Annotated in this window: 19 protein-coding genes; all 19 read left to right on the top strand. The window is 63.8% G+C overall.

The genetic code is table 11. The features are described 5' to 3' along the window. Positions 1-223: 223 nt before the first annotated feature. The 19 genes from rpsB to carB all read left to right on the top strand — a co-directional run bounded on the left by rpsB (position 224) and on the right by carB (position 20,427). Positions 224-979: a 30S ribosomal protein S2 gene (rpsB, locus tag IV113_RS01325; RefSeq protein WP_291080052.1), complete on the top strand. Its 756-nt coding sequence runs from the start codon at positions 224-226 to the stop codon at positions 977-979. A gap of 110 nt (positions 980-1,089) precedes the next feature. Next, complete coding sequence (tsf, locus tag IV113_RS01320) at positions 1,090-2,010, top strand: translation elongation factor Ts (protein ID WP_291081145.1); 921 nt, start codon at positions 1,090-1,092, stop codon at positions 2,008-2,010. A gap of 148 nt (positions 2,011-2,158) precedes the next feature. Further along, positions 2,159-2,869 (top strand): UMP kinase, encoded by a 711-nt coding sequence (gene pyrH, locus IV113_RS01315; RefSeq protein WP_291080050.1) that lies wholly within the window; start codon positions 2,159-2,161, stop codon positions 2,867-2,869. A 41-nt stretch (positions 2,870-2,910) separates the two neighbouring features. Then, positions 2,911-3,471 carry a ribosome recycling factor gene (gene frr / locus IV113_RS01310; protein ID WP_069046663.1) on the top strand — a complete coding sequence of 187 codons (561 nt, stop codon included), beginning with the start codon at positions 2,911-2,913 and terminating at the stop codon, positions 3,469-3,471. A 36-nt stretch (positions 3,472-3,507) separates the two neighbouring features. Beyond that, complete coding sequence (gene uppS / locus IV113_RS01305; protein WP_291080045.1) at positions 3,508-4,278, top strand: polyprenyl diphosphate synthase; 771 nt, start codon at positions 3,508-3,510, stop codon at positions 4,276-4,278. Next, positions 4,271-5,104: a phosphatidate cytidylyltransferase gene (locus tag IV113_RS01300; protein WP_291080043.1), complete on the top strand. Its 834-nt coding sequence runs from the start codon at positions 4,271-4,273 to the stop codon at positions 5,102-5,104. Before uppS ends, IV113_RS01300 begins: the two co-directional genes overlap by 8 nt. A gap of 5 nt (positions 5,105-5,109) precedes the next feature. Further along, entirely contained in the window at positions 5,110-6,294 is a 1,185-nt protein-coding gene (gene ispC, locus IV113_RS01295; protein ID WP_291080041.1) for a 1-deoxy-D-xylulose-5-phosphate reductoisomerase, read from the top strand. A 55-nt stretch (positions 6,295-6,349) separates the two neighbouring features. Then, on the top strand, positions 6,350-7,714 hold the full coding sequence (rseP, locus tag IV113_RS01290; RefSeq protein WP_291080039.1) for an RIP metalloprotease RseP: 1,365 nt from the start codon (positions 6,350-6,352) through the stop codon (positions 7,712-7,714). A 12-nt stretch (positions 7,715-7,726) separates the two neighbouring features. Then, entirely contained in the window at positions 7,727-10,054 is a 2,328-nt protein-coding gene (bamA, locus tag IV113_RS01285) for an outer membrane protein assembly factor BamA (RefSeq protein ID WP_291080037.1), read from the top strand. Then, the gene (locus IV113_RS01280; RefSeq protein ID WP_291080035.1) at positions 10,054-10,572 is read left to right on the top strand and encodes an OmpH family outer membrane protein; all 519 of its coding nucleotides are present in this window, start codon (positions 10,054-10,056) and stop codon (positions 10,570-10,572) included. Before bamA ends, IV113_RS01280 begins: the two co-directional genes overlap by 1 nt. Before the next feature lie 16 nt (positions 10,573-10,588). Beyond that, positions 10,589-11,641 (top strand): UDP-3-O-(3-hydroxymyristoyl)glucosamine N-acyltransferase, encoded by a 1,053-nt coding sequence (gene lpxD / locus IV113_RS01275; protein ID WP_291080033.1) that lies wholly within the window; start codon positions 10,589-10,591, stop codon positions 11,639-11,641. After that, positions 11,638-12,078 carry a 3-hydroxyacyl-ACP dehydratase FabZ gene (fabZ, locus tag IV113_RS01270; RefSeq protein ID WP_291080031.1) on the top strand — a complete coding sequence of 147 codons (441 nt, stop codon included), beginning with the start codon at positions 11,638-11,640 and terminating at the stop codon, positions 12,076-12,078. Before lpxD ends, fabZ begins: the two co-directional genes overlap by 4 nt. Before the next feature lie 19 nt (positions 12,079-12,097). Next, a complete protein-coding gene (gene lpxA, locus IV113_RS01265; protein WP_291080029.1) occupies positions 12,098-12,892 on the top strand; it encodes an acyl-ACP--UDP-N-acetylglucosamine O-acyltransferase in 795 nt (264 codons plus the stop codon). 7 nt (positions 12,893-12,899) lie between these two features. Beyond that, entirely contained in the window at positions 12,900-14,045 is a 1,146-nt protein-coding gene (lpxB, locus tag IV113_RS01260; RefSeq protein ID WP_291080027.1) for a lipid-A-disaccharide synthase, read from the top strand. After that, complete coding sequence (gene rnhB / locus IV113_RS01255) at positions 14,017-14,667, top strand: ribonuclease HII (RefSeq protein WP_291080025.1); 651 nt, start codon at positions 14,017-14,019, stop codon at positions 14,665-14,667. The genes lpxB and rnhB overlap by 29 nt, the downstream gene beginning before the upstream one ends. After that, positions 14,660-15,439 carry an RNA methyltransferase gene (locus IV113_RS01250; RefSeq protein WP_291080023.1) on the top strand — a complete coding sequence of 260 codons (780 nt, stop codon included), beginning with the start codon at positions 14,660-14,662 and terminating at the stop codon, positions 15,437-15,439. The genes rnhB and IV113_RS01250 overlap by 8 nt, the downstream gene beginning before the upstream one ends. Before the next feature lie 165 nt (positions 15,440-15,604). Next, a complete protein-coding gene (gene carA, locus IV113_RS01245; RefSeq protein WP_291080021.1) occupies positions 15,605-16,771 on the top strand; it encodes a glutamine-hydrolyzing carbamoyl-phosphate synthase small subunit in 1,167 nt (388 codons plus the stop codon). A 10-nt stretch (positions 16,772-16,781) separates the two neighbouring features. After that, complete coding sequence (locus tag IV113_RS01240; RefSeq protein WP_291080019.1) at positions 16,782-17,144, top strand: hypothetical protein; 363 nt, start codon at positions 16,782-16,784, stop codon at positions 17,142-17,144. Between the two features lie 37 nt (positions 17,145-17,181). Continuing rightward, positions 17,182-20,427, top strand: a complete 3,246-nt coding sequence (carB, locus tag IV113_RS01235) for a carbamoyl-phosphate synthase large subunit (protein WP_291080017.1) — start codon at positions 17,182-17,184, stop codon at positions 20,425-20,427. The last annotated feature ends 52 nt before the right edge of the window (positions 20,428-20,479 follow it).

Raw genomic sequence — 20,479 nt, 5'->3', positions numbered from 1 at the left:
CACAAGCGGCACGCCCGGAGGTGATGGCTGAAGGAAGGGACCAGACTGCTATAATCGACAGGCTTTGCAAGTGACAGGCGGGACAGCAGTCCCATCAGACTCGCAGGGCAAATCGCAAACCAGCCCAACCGGGTGTCGTCTGCGGCGACCGAATCAGAATCGATTGGGTGGCCATCAGGTGATCGGGGCTGGATTTTAGACTCAACCTCTGGAAAGTTAACTCATGTCTATCTCCATGCGCGAAATGCTGGAAGCCGGTGTCCATTTTGGTCACCAAACCCGCTTCTGGAACCCCAAGATGGCTCCGTACATCTTCGGTCACCGCAACAAAATCCACATCGTCAACCTCGAAAAGACGCTGCCTCTGTTTGAGGACGCGGCCAAGTTCGTGCGTCAGCTCTCCGCCAACCGCGGCACCATCCTGATGGTGGGTACCAAGCGCCAGTCGCGCGACATCGTGGCCCAGGAAGCCCGCCGCGCCGGCGTGCCTTTCGTCGACCAGCGCTGGCTCGGCGGCATGCTGACCAACTTCAAGACCGTCAAGACCTCGATCAAGCGTCTGAAGGACATGCAGGCCCAGAAAGAAGGCGGCCTGGACAGCATGACCAAGAAAGAACAGCTGACCTTCTCCCGTGAAATGGAAAAGCTGGAAAAGGACATCGGCGGCATTCAGGACATGACGGCCCTGCCCGACGCCATCTTCGTGATCGACGTGGGCTTCCACAAGATCGCCGTGCTTGAAGCGCAGAAGCTGGGCATCCCGCTGGTTGGCGTGGTGGACACCAACCACTCGCCCGTGGGCATCGACTACGTGATCCCCGGCAACGATGACTCGGCGCGCGCCGTGGCTCTGTATGCCCGCGGCATCGCGGACGCCATCCTCGAAGGCCGCAGCAACGCCGTCAACGACGTCGTGAAGGCTGTTGCCTCCGAAGGCGCCGACGAGTTCGTCGAAGTCAAGGAAAACACCGCCGCTTGAAGGCGTTGCTCCCATGAAAGAGGGGCTCGTGAGCCCCTTTTTCACACGAAAACCGATCATTGAACATGGCCGATCTCACCCACCTGCGTGAGGCGGCGCCAAGGAGAACACTGATGGCAATTACCGCAAGCATGGTCGCCGAACTGCGCGCCAAGACCGACGCTCCCATGATGGAGTGCAAGAAAGCGCTGACCGAAGCCGAAGGCGACATGGCCAAGGCCGAAGAGTTGCTGCGCGTCAAGCTCGGCACCAAGGCCGGCAAGGCCGCCAGCCGCGTGACGGCCGAAGGCGTCGTGGCCAGCTTCATCCAAGGCACCACCGGCGGCCTGATCGAAGTCAACTGCGAAACCGACTTCGTTACCAAGAACGACAGCTTCCTGGCCCTGGCCAACGCTGCCGCTGAGCTCGTGGCCAAGCACCAGCCTGCCGATGTCGCCGCGCTGGGCGCCTTGCCTTACAGCCAGGACGGCTTCGGCCCCACCCTGGAAGACGTGCGCAAGGGCCTGATCGGCAAGATCGGCGAGAACATGTCGTTCCGCCGCTTCAAGGCCTACAGTGGCTCCACCAAGCTGGCCAGCTACCTGCACGGCACCCGTATCGGTGTGGTGGTGGAGTTTGACGGCGAAGAAGCGGCTGCCAAGGACGTTGCCATGCACGTGGCCGCCATGAAACCCGTCGCCCTGACCAGCAACGACGTGCCCGCCGAGTTCATCGAGCGCGAGCGCTCCGTGGCCACGGCCAAGGCAGATGAAGCCAACAAGGAGCTGGTGGCGGCTGGCAAACCGGCACAAAGCGCCGAGATCGTGGCCAAGCGCATCGACGGCGCTGTGCAGAAGTACCTCAAGGAAGTGTCGCTGTTCAACCAGCCCTTCGTGAAGAACGACAAGCAGACCGTCGAAGCCATGCTCAAGGCCGTCGGCACCACGGTCAAGGGTTTCACCCTGTATGTGGTGGGCGAGGGCATCGAGAAGAAGGTGGACGACTTCGCTGCCGAAGTGGCCGCCCAGGTCGCTGCAGCCAAGGGCGCCTGAGCGTTCTGTTGCGGCGGCCGTTGCTGCCCTGAACAAGACAACGGGCCGCAAGGCCCGTTGTCTTGTGTGTAACCGGCACCGAGGGGGAGTGGCTCCTCGGTACACTTGCCGGTTGAATTTTGTGTTTTCGCTTCCTGAAAGTTGTCACATGCCTGCCTACAAACGGATTCTGTTGAAGTTGTCGGGTGAAGCCCTCATGGGCGACGACGCCTTTGGCATCAATCGGGCCACCATCGTGCGCATGGTGGAAGAAATCGCAGAAGTCACCCGCCTGGGCGTCCAGGTGGCCATCGTCATCGGGGGTGGCAACATCTTCCGTGGCGTGGCGGGTGGTTCGGTCGGCATGGACCGCGCCACTGCCGACTACATGGGCATGCTGGCCACCGTGATGAACTCGCTGGCGCTGGCAGACACCATGGACAAGGCCGGTTTGGTGGCCCGCGTGATGTCGGCCATCGCCATCGAGCAGGTGGTCGAGCCCTATGTGCGCCCGAAGGCGCTTCAGTACCTGGAAGAGGGCAAGGTCGTGGTGTTTGCTGCCGGTACGGGCAATCCGTTCTTCACCACCGACACGGCCGCCGCCTTGCGTGGCGCCGAGATCGGTGCCGAGATCGTGCTCAAGGCCACCAAGGTGGATGGCGTGTACAGCGCCGATCCGAACAAGGACCCCACCGCCACCCGCTATGCCTCGATCAGCTTCGACGAGGCCATGAGCAAGAACCTGCAGGTCATGGATGCCACGGCGTTTGCCCTGTGCCGCGATCAGAAACTGCCGGTCAAGGTATTTTCGATTTTCAAGCCCGGCGCGCTGCGCGATGTGGTGATGGGCAAGGACGAAGGCACGTTGGTTCACGTGTGACGCCCCAAGGCGCGCACCACTTGCTGAAATGAGGAGTTTTCATGAGCGTTGATGACATTCGCAAAACCGCCGAGCACAAGATGATGCAGTCGGTTGAAGCGTTCAAGAACGGACTGACCAAGATCCGCACCGGTCGCCCCAATCCCGCGCTGCTCGACACCGTGCACGTGGATTACTACGGCGCCATGCTGCCCTTGTCTCAGGTGGCCAACCTCACCTTGCTCGATTCGCGCACGATTGGTGTGGCGCCCTGGGAAAAGGGCATGGGAGCCAAGATCGAGAAAGCCATTCGCGAGTCCGACCTGGGCTTGAACCCCTCAAGCCAGGGCGACCTGATCCGTGTGCCGATGCCACCCATGACCGAAGAACGCCGCAAGGAGCTCACCAAGGTTGTGCGAGGTGACGGCGAAGCCGCCAAGATCGCGATCCGCAACCTGCGGCGCGATGCCAACGAACAGGTGAAGAAACTGGTGAAGGAAAAGCTGGCGTCCGAGGACGACGATCGCCGTTCGCAAGAAGACATCCAGAAGCTCACCGATCGCGTCATCAACGAGGTGGACCGCCTCGTGGCCGGCAAGGAGCAGGACATCATGGCGGTCTGACGGCAGGTCTGTCTGCAACCCTACGCACCGCAATACATGTCCCAGCCCAGTTCCACACCAGACGTCCCCGCGGCCTCACTGCCCCGGCACGTCGCCATCGTGATGGACGGCAACGGCCGCTGGGCGCAGAAGCGCTGGTTGCCCCGCGTGGCCGGACACAAACAGGGTGTTGAAGCCCTGCGCCGCGTCGTCCAGGCCTGCCTGGAGCGCGGTGTGTCGGTGCTGACGGTGTTCGCGTTCTCCTCTGAAAACTGGAACCGCCCGGTGGAGGAGGTTTCCAGCCTGATGGACCTGCTGGTGCTGGCGCTCTCGCGAGAGGTGCCCTCGCTCAGCGGCAACGGCGTACGCCTGCACTTTCCCGGTGATCGCCGTGGGCTGTCCAACCGCGTTGTGCAAGGCCTGATGGTTGCCGAGCGCGACACGGCGCACAACAACAAGCTCGTGCTCAATGTCTGCTTCAACTACGGCGGACGCTGGGACGTGGCGCAGGCCGCCCAGCGGCTCGCCGCGCAAGGACGCGAGATCACTGAGGCAAGCCTCAACAGTGAGTTGGCGTTGGCGCATGTGCCCGACCCCGACCTCCTGATCCGCACCGGCGGCGAGCTGCGCATCAGCAACTTCCTGCTCTGGCAGGCGGCCTACACGGAATTGGTTTTCACCGAATGCCTGTGGCCGGACTTCGACGCAGCGGAGTTGGACCGAGCCCTGCTGGAATACGCCAGCCGCGAGCGCCGGTTTGGCCAGACGTCGGAGCAAGTCGGCCAAGCCGAGCCCTTGCTGGCCGTGGGCGGCGACCGACATGCTTAGACAGCGCGTCATCACCGCCTTGCTGCTGCTGGCGGTCTTGTTGCCCGCGCTGTTTTATCCCTCCATCGAACCCTTTGCGGCCCTCACGCTGCTGCTCATCGTGGCGGCCGGATGGGAGTGGGCACGCCTCAATGGGGTGGGCTCACGTCTGGCGCTCGCGTTCGGCCTGGGTCTGGGATCGGTCATGGCCGCGATCTGGCTCTCGGGCGGTCTGAACCAATCCTGGCGCGCCTTGTGGATCGGCGTGGGGGCGCTTTGGGTCGTGTTGTCCATGGCCATGCTCGCGCGCGGTGTGTCGGGCTGGAGCGCATGGCCTGCTGGTCTGCGCCTGTGGTTGGGGTTGGTCCTGATCGGCTGCGCGTGGCTCGCCATGGTTCAGGCCCGCCTCATGGGGTTGGGCTTTCTGCTGTCGATACTGCTGCTGGTGTGGATGGCCGACATTGCCGCCTACTTCGGAGGCAAGGCATTCGGGCGGCGCAAACTCGCTCCAACCATCAGCCCGGGCAAGTCGTGGGAAGGCGCCATCAGCGGTTTCATCGGCGTGTTCGTGCTGGCGGCAGCCTGGCTCTGGGCTGACGCCCAAGGCCTGGACAACGCAACCAGCCTCTATGCCCGACTCTGGGCTTTCGGGCCGCTGCTGGCCGTCGTGTCGTTGGCATTCGTGGTGGCCATGAGCGTGGTCGGTGACCTGGTGGAGTCCCTGGTCAAGCGCAGCGCCGGCGTGAAGGATTCCAGCAACCTGCTGCCCGGCCACGGCGGTGTGCTCGACCGTGTCGACGCCTTGCTGCCTGTGCTGCCTTTGGCGATGATGCTCACCACCCTCTGACTTTCATGAACGCCACGCAGTCCATCACCATTCTGGGGTCCACCGGCTCCATCGGCACAAGCACGCTGGACGTGCTGGCCCGCCATCCCGACCGCTACCGCGTGTTTGCCCTCACGGCTTCCACGCAGGTCGATCTGATGCTGGCGCAGTGCCAGCAGTTTGCCCCCCGCTACGCCGTGATGGTGAGCCCGGTGCATGCCAGGCAGTTGGCCAATCAGGTTCAAGAACTCGGCTTGAAGGTACAGGTGCTCTCGGGTGCCCAGGCTCTGTGCGACGTGTGCACCGACGCCGGGGTGGACGTGGTCATGGCGGCCATCGTGGGTGCAGCCGGCCTGGCGCCCAGCTTGGCGGCGGCGCGTGCGGGCAAAAAGCTGCTGCTGGCCAACAAGGAAGCCCTGGTGGTGGGTGGGGCGTTGTTCATGCAGGCGGTGCGCGATGGCGGTGCCACGCTGCTGCCCATCGACAGCGAGCACTCCGCTGTGTTCCAGTCATTGCCTGAAGATCCGGCGTCGTGGTCGCGCCGGGTGGAGAAGATCGTGTTGACAGCGTCTGGTGGACCGTTTCGCACGCGCGACCCCCAGACCCTGGCACAGGTGACCCCCAATGAAGCCTGCGCGCACCCCAACTGGGTGATGGGGCGCAAGATCTCGGTCGACTCGGCCACCATGATGAACAAGGCGCTCGAAGTGATTGAGGCCTGTTATCTCTTTGGCCTGCCACCGGCGCAGATCGAGGTGGTGATCCACCCGCAAAGCGTGATCCATTCGATGGTCCAGTACAACGACGGCTCGGTGGTTGCGCAACTCGGCACACCCGATATGCGGGTCCCGATTGCTTACGGCCTGGCATGGCCTGAGCGCATTGCATCGGGTGCCGCGGCGCTGGATTTCAGCACCTTGGGTGCGCTGACCTTCGAGAAGCCCGATGACCTGCGTTTTCCCGGGCTTCAGCTGGCGTGGGACTCCCTCAACGGCCCGCTCGGGACGACCGCGGTGCTCAATGCAGCCAACGAGGTGGCCGTGGCTGCGTTTCTTGAACAGCGGTTGCGCTTTGATCAGATCCACGTCATCAACGATGCAACTTTGCAGGCGCTGGTGCCCTCCAAGCCCAACGACTTGCCCGACTTGCTGGCCATCGACCAGCAGGCGCGCCACCTGGCGCAAGCCCAGGTCGAACGCCTGTCTCGCTGACACCGTTGGCGCGCAGGCGCTGAAGCACACGTTTTCAACTTCACGATCCGCCACCATGCTCACACTCGTTGCTTTTGTGGTTGCCCTCGGCCTGCTGATTGCGGTGCACGAGTACGGGCACTACCGCGTGGCGGTGGCCTGTGGCGTGAAGGTGCTGCGTTTTTCGGTGGGTTTTGGCAAACCGCTGTTGACCTGGCACAAAAAGGGCAGTCCGACCGAGTTCGTGCTGTGTGCCTTGCCGCTGGGTGGGTATGTGCGCATGCTGGACGAGCGCGAGGCGCCGGTCGACGCGGCCGAGCGCCACCTCGCGTTCAACACCCAGCCCCTGCGTTCGCGCGCAGCCATCGTGGCCGCCGGTCCTGCGGCCAACCTGCTGTTGGCCGTGTTGCTGTATGCGGTGGTGAACTGGAGCGGTGTTGAAGAACCCAAGCCCGTGCTGGCCAGCCCCACAGTTGGCTCGTTGGCTGCAGGCGCAGGGCTGCGTGGTGGCGAATGGGTGTCTCAGGCCGGAGCCGATGAAGACAGCCTCACCGACGTGGGCTCTTTCGAAGACCTGCGCTGGCGCCTGACCCAGGCCGCGCTGTCCAGTGAAGACATGACGTTGAGGGTCAGCAATCAGGAGGGCGGTGTGTCCCGCTCGGTGCTGCTGCCCCTGGCCCAGCTTGATGTGCGCGAGGCCGATGCCACCCTGTTCCAGAAGATCGGCATCACCGGACCCTGGACGCAACCTGTGATGGGAGAGGTGATGGCGGGCGGTGCCGCTGCGGCCGCAGGATTGCAGGCCGGGGACACCGTTCGCAGTGTGGATGGCGCTGCCGTGTCCGATGGCCAGCGTCTGCGCGCGTTGATCCGGGCGTCCACCGGCGCTGCCGGTGAAGCCCGCGAACAGCAGTGGGTCGTGGAACGCAAGGGACAGACCGTCCATCTGACGGTCAAGCCGATTCCCGAATTGCAAGGCGATGTGTGGGTGGGACGTATTGGAGCCTACGTTGGCGCGGCGCCCGAGATGATGACGGTGCGCCATGGACCCGTTGACGGGTTGCTCAAGGGCGTGGTGCGCACCTGGGAGGTGTCGTGGCTCACGCTGAAAATGATGGGACGCATGCTGATCGGCGAAGCCTCGATCAAGAACCTCAGCGGGCCGCTGACGATCGCTGACTACGCGGGCAAGTCGGCCAGCCTGGGCATCACCTCTTACATCCTGTTTCTGGCTCTCATCAGTGTGAGTCTGGGGGTGTTGAATCTGCTGCCGCTGCCGGTCTTGGACGGGGGGCACCTGATGTATTATCTTTGGGAGGGTGTGACCGGTCGCAGCGTGTCTGACGTTTGGATGGAGCGCCTGCAACGCGGTGGTGTCGTGGTTCTCATGGCGCTCATGTCCGTTGCCTTGTTCAATGATGTGGCCCGCTTGGCTGGCTGAACACTTTTCCTCATGACAAAAAACAAAAACGGTCTGCGTGGCCTGACCCTTTCAGCGCTCGCGACCGCCTTGCTGAGCGCTTTGCCTGCCTGGGCCGTCGATCCATTCACCTTGCGCGATATCCGCGTGGAAGGTCTGCAGCGTGTTGAACCCGGCACGGTGTTCGCATCGCTGCCGTTCCGCATTGGTGACCAGTACAGCGACGACAAGGGCTCGACCGCGATCCGTTCGCTGTTCGGCCTGGGGTTGTTCAGCGACATCCGCCTGCAGATCAATGGCGACGTGCTGGTGGTGATCGTGGAAGAGCGGCCCACGGTGGCCGATGTGAGCTTTTCCGGCATCAAGGAATTCGACAACGAAGTGCTGACCAAGGCCCTGCGCGACGTCGGTCTGACCGAGGGCCGCCCGTTCGACAAGGCGCTGGCCGATCGTGCCGAGCAGGAGCTCAAGCGCCAATACATCAGCAAGAGCATGTATGCCGCCCAGGTGGTGACCACCGTCACACCGGGTGAGCGCAACCGGGTCAACCTCAATTTCAGCGTCGTCGAAGGCGATGTCGCCAAGATCAAGGAAATCCGGATCGTGGGCAACCAGGCCTTCTCCGAATCGACCTTGCGCAACTTGTTTGACCTCGACACCGGTGGCTGGCTGAGCTGGTACACCAAGTCCGACCGGTACTCGCGGGCCAAGCTCAACGCGGACATCGAAACGCTGCGCTCGTACTACCTCACCCGCGGTTACCTCGAGTTCCGTATCGACTCCACGCAAGTCGCCATCTCGCCCGACAAGCAGGACATGTCGATCACGCTGAACATCACCGAAGGCAACCGCTACGTGGTGTCGTCGGTGGCGCTGGAAGGCCAGTACCTGGGCAAGGAAGAAGAGTTCAAGTCCCTGGTGACTCTGCGCGCCGGTGAGGCCTACAACTCCGAAGACGTCACCAGCACCGTGAAGGCCTTCACCGATTACTTCGGCGCCTTCGGATACGCGTTCGCACAGGTCGAAGCGACGCCCGAGATCGATCGTGTCAACAAGCGTGTCTCGTTCGTGGTGCGCGGCCAGCCGGCCCGGCGTGTGTATGTGCGTCGCATCAACGTCGAAGGCAACAACCGCACCCGCGATGAAGTGGTGCGCCGCGAATTCCGCCAGCTCGAATCGGCCTGGTACGACAGCGATCGCATCCGTCTGTCCCGTGACCGTGTGGACCGCCTGGGTTTCTTCACCGAAGTCGGTATCGACACGCAACCGGTGCCGGGCTCGCCAGACCAGGTCGACCTCACCGTTTCAGTGGTGGAAAAGCCCACCGGCAACCTGTCGCTGGGTGCGGGTTACTCGCAGGCCGAGGAGCTGTCGATCATCGCGGGCATTCGCCAGGAAAACGTGTTCGGTTCGGGCAACTACCTGGGCATCGACATCAACACCAGCAAGTTCAACCGCCAGTTGGTGGTCAGCACGGTTGATCCGTACTTCACGCCCGACGGCATCTCGCGCAGCATCGATGCGTACTACCGCACGACACGGCCCTATGACTCACAGTCGAGCACCGACACGGGTGACTACCGCCTGATCACCAAGGGCACGTCGCTGCGCTTTGGTGTGCCGTTCACCGAAGCCGACACCGTATTTTTTGGTGTGGGTATCGAGCAGACCACGATTGAATCCGGCGTTTTCCTCCCGGATGCCTACCGCGACTACGCCCGCGATTTTGGCGAGACCAGCAATACCGTGCCCCTGACGGTGGGTTGGTCTCGCGACACGCGTGACAGTGCGTTGGTGCCCACCCGGGGCCGCCTGCAGCGATTCAACACTGAACTCGGCGTCGCTGGCGACGCTCGCTACGTCAAGGCGAACTACCAGTTTCAGCAGTATTACCCGCTGAGCAAGCAGTACACCCTGGCCCTGAACAGCGAGCTGGGTTTCGGCAAAGGCCTGGGTGGGCGCCCCTATCCGGTGTTCAAGAACTTCTTTGGCGGTGGCCTGGGTTCTGTGCGCGGGTTTGAGCAAGGCACCCTCGGCCCCAGTTCACTGGTCACGGGCTCCACGGATACCGTCAACATCGGCGGCAACCGCAGCATTGCGCTCAATGCCGAATTCATCACCCCATTCCCCGGCGCCGGCAACGACCGCAGCCTGCGCATGTTCGGGTTTGTGGACGTGGGCAATGTGTTCGGTGAGAACGACTCACGCCCGAATGCCAAAGACCTGCGTGCCTCCGTGGGCGTGGGCCTGAGCTGGATCTCGCCTGTCGGCCCGCTCAGATTCGCCATCGCCAACCCCATCCGGAAATTCACCGGCGATAAAATCCAGAAATTCCAGTTTCAGATCGGAACCTCCTTTTGATGAAGACACTTACCAGCCTGTTCAACCGCAAGACGCTCGTTGCTGTGGCCTTGGGGCTTGCAACGCTCGGCGTTACCGCGCAAGACCTGCGCATCGGCTTCGTGAACCTGGAGCGCATCTTGCGCGACTCCAACTCGGCCAAGGCCGCCCAGACCAAACTCGAGCAGGAATTCTCCCGCCGCGAAAAAGAAGTCCAGGCATTGGCGGCTCAACTCAAGACGGCGTCCGAGAAGTTCGAGCGCGAAGCGCCCACGCTGCCTGAGGGGCAGCGCACTACACGCCAACGGCAACTCGTGGAGCAAGATCGCGACTTCCAGCGCAAGCAACGCGAGTTTCAGGAAGACCTGAACATGCGCAAGAACGAAGAGCTGCAAAGCGTTCTGGAACGCGCCAACCGCATCATCCGTCAGGTGGCCGAGGCAGAGAAGTTCGACCTGGTCATCCAGGAAGCGGTCTACATCAACCCCAAGCACGACATCACCGACAAGGTGCTGAGCGGCTTGAACGGCAGCAAGTAAGCCGCAGGAACCGGGTGTGTCGAGACCACTGGGCTCCATTGTCGAAGCCCTCGGTGGTGAACTCGTCGGCTCACCCGACGTGGCCATCCGCCGGCTCGCCCCGCTGGCCACGGCTGAGCCCGATGCGCTGGCCTTTGTTTCACACGCTCGCTACGCGCCGCAAGTCGCCACCACGCGCGCAGCCGGCCTGATCGTTCCACCGTCGCTGCGCAGTGCCGCCAGCAAGCGCGGTGCGTGCATCGTCACCGACGATCCTTACCTGTACTTTGCCCGCCTAACCCAATGGTGGCGACGCGAGCATGCGCCCGCGTCACCAACCGGCATCCATCCGACCGCTGTGGTGCATCCAACGGCCGAGTTGGCGCCCGGCGTCGATATTGGTGCGTTTGTGGTCATCGCTGCGGGCGTTCGGATCGCCCCAGGCGTTCGCATCGGGGCGCACAGCGTGCTCGGCGAGCATGTGCATGTGGGTGCGCAAACCCGGCTGCACCCGCGTGTGACGGTGGGTGAGCGCTGCACCTTGGGTGAGCGTTGTGTGGTGCATTCGGGCGCGGTCATTGGCGCTGACGGTTTCGGCTTTGCTCCGCACCAGGGTCAATGGATCAAGATCGAGCAACTGGGCGCTGTGCGCATTGGCAACGACGTCGAGATCGGCGCCAACACCTGCATCGACCGTGGCGCGCTGGACGACACCGTGATCGAGGACGGCGTGAAACTCGATAACCTGATCCAGATTGGCCACAACGTGCACGTGGGCGCCCATACGGCGATGGCCGGATGTGTGGGGGTGGCTGGGAGTGCCACCATTGGCACCGGCTGCACCATTGGTGGTGGCGCTGTGGTGCTGGGCCATTTGAAGCTGGCCGACGGCGTGCATGTGTCGGCGGCTTCGGTCGTCACCCGCTCGCTGCTCAAACCAGGTCACTACACCGGCATGTTTCCCATCGACGACAATGCAACGTGGGAAAAAAATGCTGCGTCCCTCAAGCAGCTCAACCGCATTCGCGAACGCCTCAAGGTGGCGGAACACGCGATCGAACAAGCCCTCCAGAACAACACAAAGCCATGATGGACATTCACCAGATTCTCAAGCAATTGCCCCACCGTTATCCGTTCTTGCTGGTGGATCGGGTGCTGGAGCTTGAAAAAGGCAAGAGCATCAAGGCGCTCAAGAACGTGACCATCAACGAGCCCTTTTTCGTCGGGCACTTCCCGCACCGCCCGGTGATGCCGGGTGTGCTGATGCTTGAAGCCATGGCGCAAGTCGCAGCCTTGCTGGCTTTCGACACCCTGGGCGTGACGCCGGACGACAAGACGGTGTACTACTTCGCCGGCATCGACGGTGCGCGTTTCAAGCGCCCGGTGGAGCCGGGCGATCAGCTGGTGATGGACGTGACGCTGGACCGCATGAAGGCCGGTATCTTCAAGTTCAAGGGCATCACCCGCGTGGGCGAGCAGGTGGCGTGCGAAGCCGAGCTGATGTGCACCATGCGCACCATCGCCTGACGGTGGGGGAGGGCGCCTTGTGTCTCTGATCCACCCCACCGCATTGGTGGACCCGGCCGCCGAACTCGACAGCTCGGTCGCAGTCGGCCCCTACACCGTGATCGGCCCGAACGTCAAGGTCGGTGCGGGTACCACCATCGGCGCGCATTGCGTGATCGAGGGCCACACCACCATCGGACGCGACAACCGCATCTTCCAGTTCAACTCGCTGGGCGCGGTGCCGCAAGACAAGAAATACGCTGGTGAACCCTGTGAGCTCGTCATGGGCGACCGCAACACCGTGCGTGAGTTCTGCACCTTCAACATTGGCTCACCCGGCGATCGCGCGAAGACCCAGGTCGGCAATGACAACTGGATCATGGCTTACGTGCATCTGGCGCACGACTGCCTCGTGGGCAACCACACCATCTTCGCCAACAACTCGCAGCTCGCGGGCCACGTGGTGGTGGACGACTGGGTGATCCTCGGCGGCTTCACCGTGGTGCACCAGTTCGTGCGTGTGGGTGCGCACGCCATGACGGCGATGTGTTCGCTGCTCTTCGCCGATCTGCCGCCGTTCGTGATGTGTCAGGGCCAGCCGGCCCAGGCACGTTCGATGAACTTTGAAGGTCTGCGCCGTCGCGGTTTTTCGACGGAACGCATTTCGGCCGTGAAGGCCATGCACAAGGCGCTGTACCGCGAAGACCTCAAGCTCGAGCAGTCGGTGGACCGCATTCGTGCACTGACTGAGAAGACGCCTGAAGCTGCTCCCGACGTCGAGATGATGTTGAATTTCCTGGGCCAGGTGTCGCCCCAGCGCGGCATCGTGCGCTGATCCCGACATGACGCCTCCAAAACGTTTTGCCCTGGTGGCGGGCGAAACGTCAGGTGATCTGCTGGCGGGTTTGCTGCTCGGAGGTGTGCGGCAACGCTGGGCAGATCTGAAGTCGTTCGGCATTGGCGGCCAGCAGATGGCAGCCCAAGGTTTCGAGGCCTGGTGGCCCAGCGAAAAACTGGCGGTGCGCGGATACGTCGAGGTGCTGCGCCATTACCGGGAGATCGTCGGGATTCGCGCGCAACTGCAGCAGCGGCTGTTGTCCACCGACCGGCCCGACGTGTTCATCGGCGTCGACGCACCCGACTTCAATCTGGATCTGGAAGCCAACCTGAAGGCCAATGGCGTGCGCACCGTGCATTTCGTGTGTCCGTCTGTCTGGGCCTGGCGCGCAGAGCGGGTCGAGAAAATCCGGCGCAGCGCCGACCATGTGCTGTGCATTTTCCCGTTTGAACCCGAGCTGCTGGCCCGGCATGACATCGCCTCGACCTACGTTGGCCACCCCTTGGCCAATGTGATTCCGCTGGAGCCGGACCGAGCTGCCGCCAGGGTCGCCCTGGGTCTGCGCGATGAAGACACCGTGGTGGCCATCCTGCCGGGCAGCCGAGCCTCTGAAGTGCAGTACCTCGCTCAAGTGTTCTTTGAGACTGCCGTGCGCCTGCGAAGCGTGCGGCCAGGCATCCGTTTCGTGGTGCCCGCGGTGCCGACGCTGCGCGAGCGCATTGAAGGCGCAGCCCGCAGCGCAGGCCTGGGTGCCGAGCTGCAGGTGATCCCGGGCCAGTCGCACACCGCGCTGGCCGCCTGCGACGTGACCCTGATCGCCAGCGGCACGGCCACGCTGGAGGCGGCACTGTTCAAGCGCCCCATGGTGATTGCCTACAACATGAACTGGCTGTCGTGGCAGATCATGCGGCGCAAGCAGCTGCAGCCCTGGGTGGGCCTGCCCAACATCCTATGTGGCGAATTTGTGGTGCCCGAGTTCCTGCAAGAGGCGGCCTCGCCCCAGGCGCTGGCTCAAAGCGTGCTGGACTGGCTCGACGCGCCTGAGAGAATCAATGCCTTGCAACAGCGCTTCACCACGCTGCACCACTCCTTGCGGCGCGACACCGCCCAACTGGCCACCGATGCGATCGAAAAAGTTCTTGAAGGCTGAGCAGGCCCACCTCGCCTGGGATGTGCCCGGGCTGGTGGCCGGCGTGGACGAAGCCGGGCGCGGTCCGCTCGCCGGGCCGGTGGTGGCCGCGGCCGTGATCCTGGACGATCGCTCGCCCATCAAGGGGCTGGCCGATTCGAAATTGCTCACCGCGTTGCGCCGCGAGCGGCTTTACGACGAAATCCGCGCCAAGGCACTCTGCTGCAGCGTTGCGCAGGCCTCCGTGGAGGAGATCGACCAGCTCAACATCCTGCAGGCCACCATGTTGGCCATGCGCCGGGCGGTGCTGGGGCTTCGCCTGAAACCCACCAAGGTCCTGGTAGACGGCAACCGCCTGCCCGCGCTGGACGTGCTGGCCGAGGCCATCGTGTCGGGCGACGCGCTGGTGCCCTGCATCTCCGCGGCGTCCATCCTGGCCAAGGTCACGCGCGACCGGCTGCTGTGCGAGATGCATCTGCAGCACCCCGAGTACGGCTTCGATCGCCACAAGGGTTACGGCACGGCCGAACACCTGCGTGCGCTGCAGGAGCATGGGGCGTTGCCGATGCATCGGCGAACGTTCGCGCCGGTGGCGCGGGTGCTCGCCAATGCCGTGTTGACCGGAGCACATCCCAATGAGTGAACCCACCGCCATCACCTCGCGCGACAACCCGCTGCTCAAGCGCCTGCGCGTGCTCGCGCAGGACAACACGGCCTACCGCAAGCAGGAACAGGTCTGGCTTGAAGGTGACCACCTTTGCCGGGCCTTGCTTGCGCGTGGTCACCGGCCCGCCATGGCCGTGTTCACCGAGGACGCCTGGGCCCAGGCCCCGCACGACTTTCGCGACGCGTCCGACCACAATGTGACGGTGCCGCGCGCACTCATGGCCACCATCAGCGGACTGGAATCGCCTGCCGGTGTGGGCTTCGTGTGGGACCTGCCCAAAACCACTGCCCTGGCTGCGGGCCAGGCCGCCGTGGTACTGGACTGCCTGCAGGACGCCGGTAACGTGGGTTCGATCCTGCGCAGCGCGGCTGCCTTCGGTTTTGACCAGGTGCTCGCGCTCAAGGGCACGGCCGCGCTCTGGTCGCCCAAGGTGTTGCGCGCGGGCATGGGAGCGCACTTTGCCTTGCGCCTTGTGGAAGGCCTGTCGGTGGGCGATCTCGCCGCGCTGGAGGTTCCGCTGCTGGTGACCAGCTCGCACCAGGGCGATCTGTTGCATCGCGCAGCGCTGCCCTGGCCGTGCGCCTGGGTGCTTGGGCACGAAGGGCAGGGCGTGAGTGCGGCGTTGGAATCCATGGCCGCGCAGTCGGTGCGCATTGCGCAACCAGGTGGTGAAGAGTCGCTCAACGTGGCTGCCGCTGCCGCCATCTGCCTGCACGCGAGCGCGGCGGAGCGTGAGGCCAGCATATAATTCCGGGGTTTACCCGCAATCAGCGCGACGCGCGCTTACCCCGGTTCCTCACCCCAGGTTTCCTTCCGTCCGAGTCCCCAGAAAGTGAGGGCAGGGCGGGTGCGAAGCCTGCGCGGCACCAACCGCCGGTGGCCTGCGTTTCGCCCCACTTCTGGAGTCCCATCCGTGCTTCCCGTCCACCCGAAAGCCCTTCTCGCGCTCGCCGACGGCACGGTCTTTACAGGCGTCTCCATCGGCGCCACCGGTCAGACCACGGGTGAGGTCGTGTTCAACACCTCGCTCACCGGCTACCAGGAAATCCTCACCGATCCGAGTTACTGCCAGCAGATCGTGACCCTCACGTATCCGCACATCGGCAACACCGGCATCAACGCCGAAGACGTCGAAGCCAGCCGCATCCACGCCGCTGGCCTGATCATCAAAGACCTGCCCCTGCTGGCCTCCAACTTCCGCAGCACCGAAACCCTCTCGCACTACCTGCAGCGCGAAGGCACGGTCGCCATTGCCGACCTCGACACCCGGGCCCTCACGCGCCGCTTGCGCACCCACGGCGCACAGAACGGCTGCATCGTGGCTCTGCCCGCCGGCGCCACCATCACCGAGGCTCACCGCGCCGCGGCCGTGGCCGCCGCGAAAGCCGCACCCAACATGGCCGGCCAAGACCTGGCCAAGGTGGTCTCGGCCTCCGCACCTTACGCCTGGACGCAGACCGAGTGGCAACTCGGCTTCGGCTACGGCGAGCAGATCGCGCCGCGTTTCCATGTGGTGGCTTACGACTTCGGCGTGAAGTACAACATCCTGCGCATGTTGGCGCAACGCGGCTGCAAGATCACCGTGGTGCCAGCACAGACGCCCGCCTCCGACGTGTTCAAGCTCAAGCCCAACGGCGTGTTCCTCTCCAACGGCCCGGGCGACCCGGAGCCTTGCGACTACGCGATCGCCGCCACGCGCGAGATCATCGAAGCGGGCGTGCCCACTTTCGGTATCTGCCTGGGCCACCAGATCCTGGCGCTGGCCAGCGGCGCCAAGACCTTCAAGATGAAGTTCGGCCACCACGGTGCCAACCACCCGGTGAAAGACCTCGACAACGGCCGCGTCTCCATCACCAGCCAGAACCACGGCTTCGCGGTGGATGAGAAAAACCTGCCGGCCACGCTGCGCGCCACGCACCTGAGCCTGTTCGATGGCACGCTTCAGGGGCTGGCCCGCACCGACAAGCCCGCGTTCTGCTTCCAGGGCCACCCCGAGGCTTCGCCCGGCCCGCACGACATCGGCTACCTGTTCGACCGTTTCATCGATCTCATGCAGGCCCGCGTGCCCGCTACCGCCTGAGGCCGTCGCAATGAAGCTCTTCAGTTTTCCAGTGTTCTCCATCGAGAAAGCCATCAGCAAGCGCATGCTGACGCTGGCGGCTCCGCACAAGGAGTGGTTCGCCCAGCGCTGGGCGCAGAAGCCCTACCGCAAGGCGTTTCTGGAAAACAAGGCCATGCCGCTGGTGACGCTGTTGGCCAAGGGCAAGACCTGGGACGATGAGACCTTCAACACCGAACTGGCTGCCTGGGACGCGCGCTTTTACGACGCTGAAGTCGAGGTGCTGCGTCCCCTGATCGAAGGCGACGGCCTGCTGCAGCTGATGCAGAAAAATGTGCCGGCCGAGCGACTGCAGGCCTTGCTGAACACACTGGATACCCAGCGCCAGGCCTGAGAGATCTCTCCGACCCTGCGCACACCCACCGCGAACCATGCCCAAAAGAACCGACATCCAAACCGTCCTCATCATCGGCGCCGGCCCGATCATCATTGGCCAGGCCTGTGAGTTCGACTACTCCGGCGTGCAGGCCTGCAAGGCCTTGCGCGAAGAGGGCTACAAGGTCGTGCTGATCAACAGCAACCCCGCGACCATCATGACGGACCCGGCCACGGCCGACGTCACCTACATCGAGCCGATCACCTGGCAGACGGTGGAGAAGATCATCGCCAAGGAGCGTCCGCTGGCAAAGGGCGGTTTCGCCATCCTGCCGACCATGGGTGGTCAGACCGCGCTGAACTGCGCGCTCGACCTCTGGCGCCACGGTGTGCTGGCGAAGTACGACGTGGAGCTGATCGGCGCCACGCCAGAGGCCATCGACAAAGCCGAAGACCGCCTCAAGTTCAAGGACGCCATGACCAAGATCGGTCTGGGTTCGGCGCGCTCGGGCATTGCCCACAGCCTGGACGAGGCCTGGGGCGTGCAGAAGACCGTGGGCTTCCCCGTGGTGATCCGCCCCAGCTTCACGCTGGGTGGCACCGGCGGCGGCATCGCCTACAACCCGGAAGAATTTGAGGTCATCTGCAAACGCGGCCTGGAAGCCTCGCCGACCAGCGAACTGCTGATCGAAGAATCGCTGCTCGGCTGGAAAGAGTACGAGATGGAGGTGGTGCGCGACAAGGCGGACAACTGCATCATCGTCTGCTCGATCGAGAACCTGGACCCCATGGGCGTGCACACCGGCGACTCGATCACGGTGGCACCCGCCCAGACGCTGACCGACAAGGAATACCAGATCCTGCGCAACGCCAGTCTGGCCGTGTTGCGCGAGATCGGTGTGGACACCGGTGGCTCCAACGTGCAGTTCTCCATCAACCCCGCCGACGGTCGCATGGTGGTGATCGAGATGAACCCGCGTGTTTCGCGTTCGTCCGCACTCGCCTCCAAGGCCACGGGCTTTCCTATCGCCAAAGTGGCGGCCAAGCTGGCCATCGGCTACACGCTGGACGAGCTGCGCAACGAGATCACGGGCGGCGCCACGCCGGCCAGCTTCGAGCCCAGCATCGACTATGTGGTCACCAAGATCCCGCGTTTTGCATTCGAAAAATTCCCCACCGCCGACAGCCGCCTGACCACGCAGATGAAGAGCGTGGGCGAGGTCATGGCCATGGGTCGCACCTTCCAGGAATCGTTCCAGAAAGCCTTGCGCGGCCTCGAGGTAGGCGTGGACGGCATGAACGAGAAGACGCAGGACCGCGAGACGCTGGAGCGTGAGCTCGGCGAGCCCGGCCCGGACCGCATCTGGTACGTGGGTGACGCCTTCGCCGCCGGCTGGACCATGGACGAGGTGCACCAGTTCACCAAGATCGACCCCTGGTTCCTGGTGCAGATCGAAGAGATCGTGAAGATCGAACTCGCGCTGGAGAAAACCAGCCTGGAAGCGATCGACGCCGAGACGCTGCGCGGCCTGAAGAAGAAGGGCTTTTCCGACCGCCGCCTGGCCAAGCTGCTCAAGACCAACGACCAGTCCGTGCGCGAGCGCCGGATTGCCGAGAACATCCGCCCGGTCTACAAGCGTGTGGACACCTGCGCGGCCGAATTCGCCACCGACACCGCCTACCTGTACTCCACGTACGAAGGCCACGGCGACGGTGAGTGTGAAGCGGAGCCGACGAACAACAAGAAGATCATGGTGCTCGGCGGTGGTCCGAACCGCATCGGCCAGGGCATCGAGTTCGACTACTGCTGCGTGCACGCCGCCCTCGCCATGCGCGAGGACGGTTACGAGACCATCATGGTCAACTGCAACCCCGAAACCGTCTCGACCGACTACGACACCAGCGACCGCCTGTACTTTGAGCCACTCACGCTCGAAGACGTGCTGGAAATCGTCGACAAGGAAAAACCCCTGGGCGTGATCGTGCAGTACGGCGGCCAGACGCCGCTCAAGCTCGCGCTGGGCCTGGAGGCTGCGGGCGTGCCCATCATTGGCACCAGCCCGGACATGATCGACGCGGCGGAAGACCGCGAGCGTTTTCAGCAGTTGCTGCACACCCTGGGCCTGCGCCAGCCGCCCAACGCCACCGCGCGCGCCGAGCCAGAGGCTCTGGAGAAAGCCGCAGCGCTGGGGTACCCGCTTGTGGTGCGCCCAAGCTATGTGCTGGGTGGCCGCGCGATGGAAATCGTGCACGAGCAGCGCGACCTCGAACGCTACATGCGCGAAGCGGTGAAGGTCAGCCACGACTCGCCGGTGCTGCTCGACCGTTTCCTGAACGACGCGATCGAGTGCGATGTGGACGCGATTCGCGACCACACCGGTCGTGTGTTCATCGGCGGCGTGATGGAGCACATCGAGCAGGCCGGCGTGCACAGTGGCGACTCCGCTTGCTCGCTGCCGCCGTACTACCTGAGCAAAGCCACGGTGGACGAACTCAAGCGTCAGACCGCTGCCATGGCCGAAGGCCTGAACGTGATCGGTCTGATGAACGTGCAGTTCGCGATCCAGGAGGTGGATGGCCAAGACGTGATTTATGTGCTGGAGGTGAACCCGCGTGCCTCGCGCACCGTGCCCTTCGTCTCCAAGGCCACCGGCATCCAGCTGGCCAAGGTGGCCGCACGCTGCATGGCCGGCCAGTCGCTCGACGACCAGGGCATCGGCGCCGAGGTCACGCCGCCGTATTTCAGCGTCAAGGAAGCCGTGTTCCCGTTCGTCAAGTTCCCGGGTGTGGACACCATCCTCGGCCCCGAGATGAAGTCCACCGGCGAGGTGATGGGCGTGGGCAAGACCTTTGGCGAAGCCTTCGTGAAGAGCCAGATCGGCGCCGGCACCAAGCTGCCGACCTCGGGCAAGGTGTTCCTGACGGTCAAGAACGGCGACAAACCGCGGGCGGTGGAGATCGCGCGCCAGCTCGTGGCCATGGGTTTCGAGCTGGTCGCGACGCGTGGCACGGCGGCGGCCATTGCCGAGGCTGGCGTGGTGGTGCAGACGGTGAACAAGGTCACCGAAGGCCGCCCGCACATTGTCGACATGATCAAGAACAAGGACATCGCGCTGGTGATCAACACCGTGGAAGAGCGCCGCAACGCCATCACCGACTCGCGCGCCATCCGCACCTCGGCGCTGCTGGCCCGTGTGACGACCTTTACCACCATCGCTGGCGCTGAAGCCGCGGTGGAAGGCATGAAGTACCTGGACAACCTGAGCGTGATCTCGGTGCAGGAGATGCACGCCCAGTTGTGAGCCCGATCCGGGTTCTTCCCGGTTGAACCCTCGGGCTTGCCCGGGGCATAAT

This window comes from Hydrogenophaga sp., from assembly GCF_018780385.1.
Lineage (GTDB): Bacteria > Pseudomonadota > Gammaproteobacteria > Burkholderiales > Burkholderiaceae_C > Hydrogenophaga.
Note: the sequence above shows the minus strand (reverse complement) of the source record. Positions and strands in the feature narration are given on the sequence as shown.

Excerpts from the sequence above, each read along its gene's own strand:
- pyrH (WP_291080050.1), top strand. The coding sequence starts at position 2,159 with ATGCCTGCCTACAAACGGATTCTGTTGAAGTTGTCGGGTGAAGCCCTC.
- IV113_RS01250 (WP_291080023.1), top strand. The coding sequence starts at position 14,660 with ATGAGTGAACCCACCGCCATCACCTCGCGCGACAACCCGCTGCTCAAG.
- rnhB (WP_291080025.1), top strand. The coding sequence starts at position 14,017 with ATGCGATCGAAAAAGTTCTTGAAGGCTGAGCAGGCCCACCTCGCCTGG.
- ispC (WP_291080041.1), top strand. The coding sequence starts at position 5,110 with ATGAACGCCACGCAGTCCATCACCATTCTGGGGTCCACCGGCTCCATC.
- carB (WP_291080017.1), top strand. The coding sequence starts at position 17,182 with ATGCCCAAAAGAACCGACATCCAAACCGTCCTCATCATCGGCGCCGGC.
- bamA (WP_291080037.1), top strand. The coding sequence starts at position 7,727 with ATGACAAAAAACAAAAACGGTCTGCGTGGCCTGACCCTTTCAGCGCTC.
- IV113_RS01280 (WP_291080035.1), top strand. The coding sequence starts at position 10,054 with ATGAAGACACTTACCAGCCTGTTCAACCGCAAGACGCTCGTTGCTGTG.
- frr (WP_069046663.1), top strand. The coding sequence starts at position 2,911 with ATGAGCGTTGATGACATTCGCAAAACCGCCGAGCACAAGATGATGCAG.
- IV113_RS01240 (WP_291080019.1), top strand. The coding sequence starts at position 16,782 with ATGAAGCTCTTCAGTTTTCCAGTGTTCTCCATCGAGAAAGCCATCAGC.
- uppS (WP_291080045.1), top strand. The coding sequence starts at position 3,508 with ATGTCCCAGCCCAGTTCCACACCAGACGTCCCCGCGGCCTCACTGCCC.
- IV113_RS01300 (WP_291080043.1), top strand. The coding sequence starts at position 4,271 with ATGCTTAGACAGCGCGTCATCACCGCCTTGCTGCTGCTGGCGGTCTTG.
- rseP (WP_291080039.1), top strand. The coding sequence starts at position 6,350 with ATGCTCACACTCGTTGCTTTTGTGGTTGCCCTCGGCCTGCTGATTGCG.
- lpxB (WP_291080027.1), top strand. The coding sequence starts at position 12,900 with ATGACGCCTCCAAAACGTTTTGCCCTGGTGGCGGGCGAAACGTCAGGT.
- rpsB (WP_291080052.1), top strand. The coding sequence starts at position 224 with ATGTCTATCTCCATGCGCGAAATGCTGGAAGCCGGTGTCCATTTTGGT.
- fabZ (WP_291080031.1), top strand. The coding sequence starts at position 11,638 with ATGATGGACATTCACCAGATTCTCAAGCAATTGCCCCACCGTTATCCG.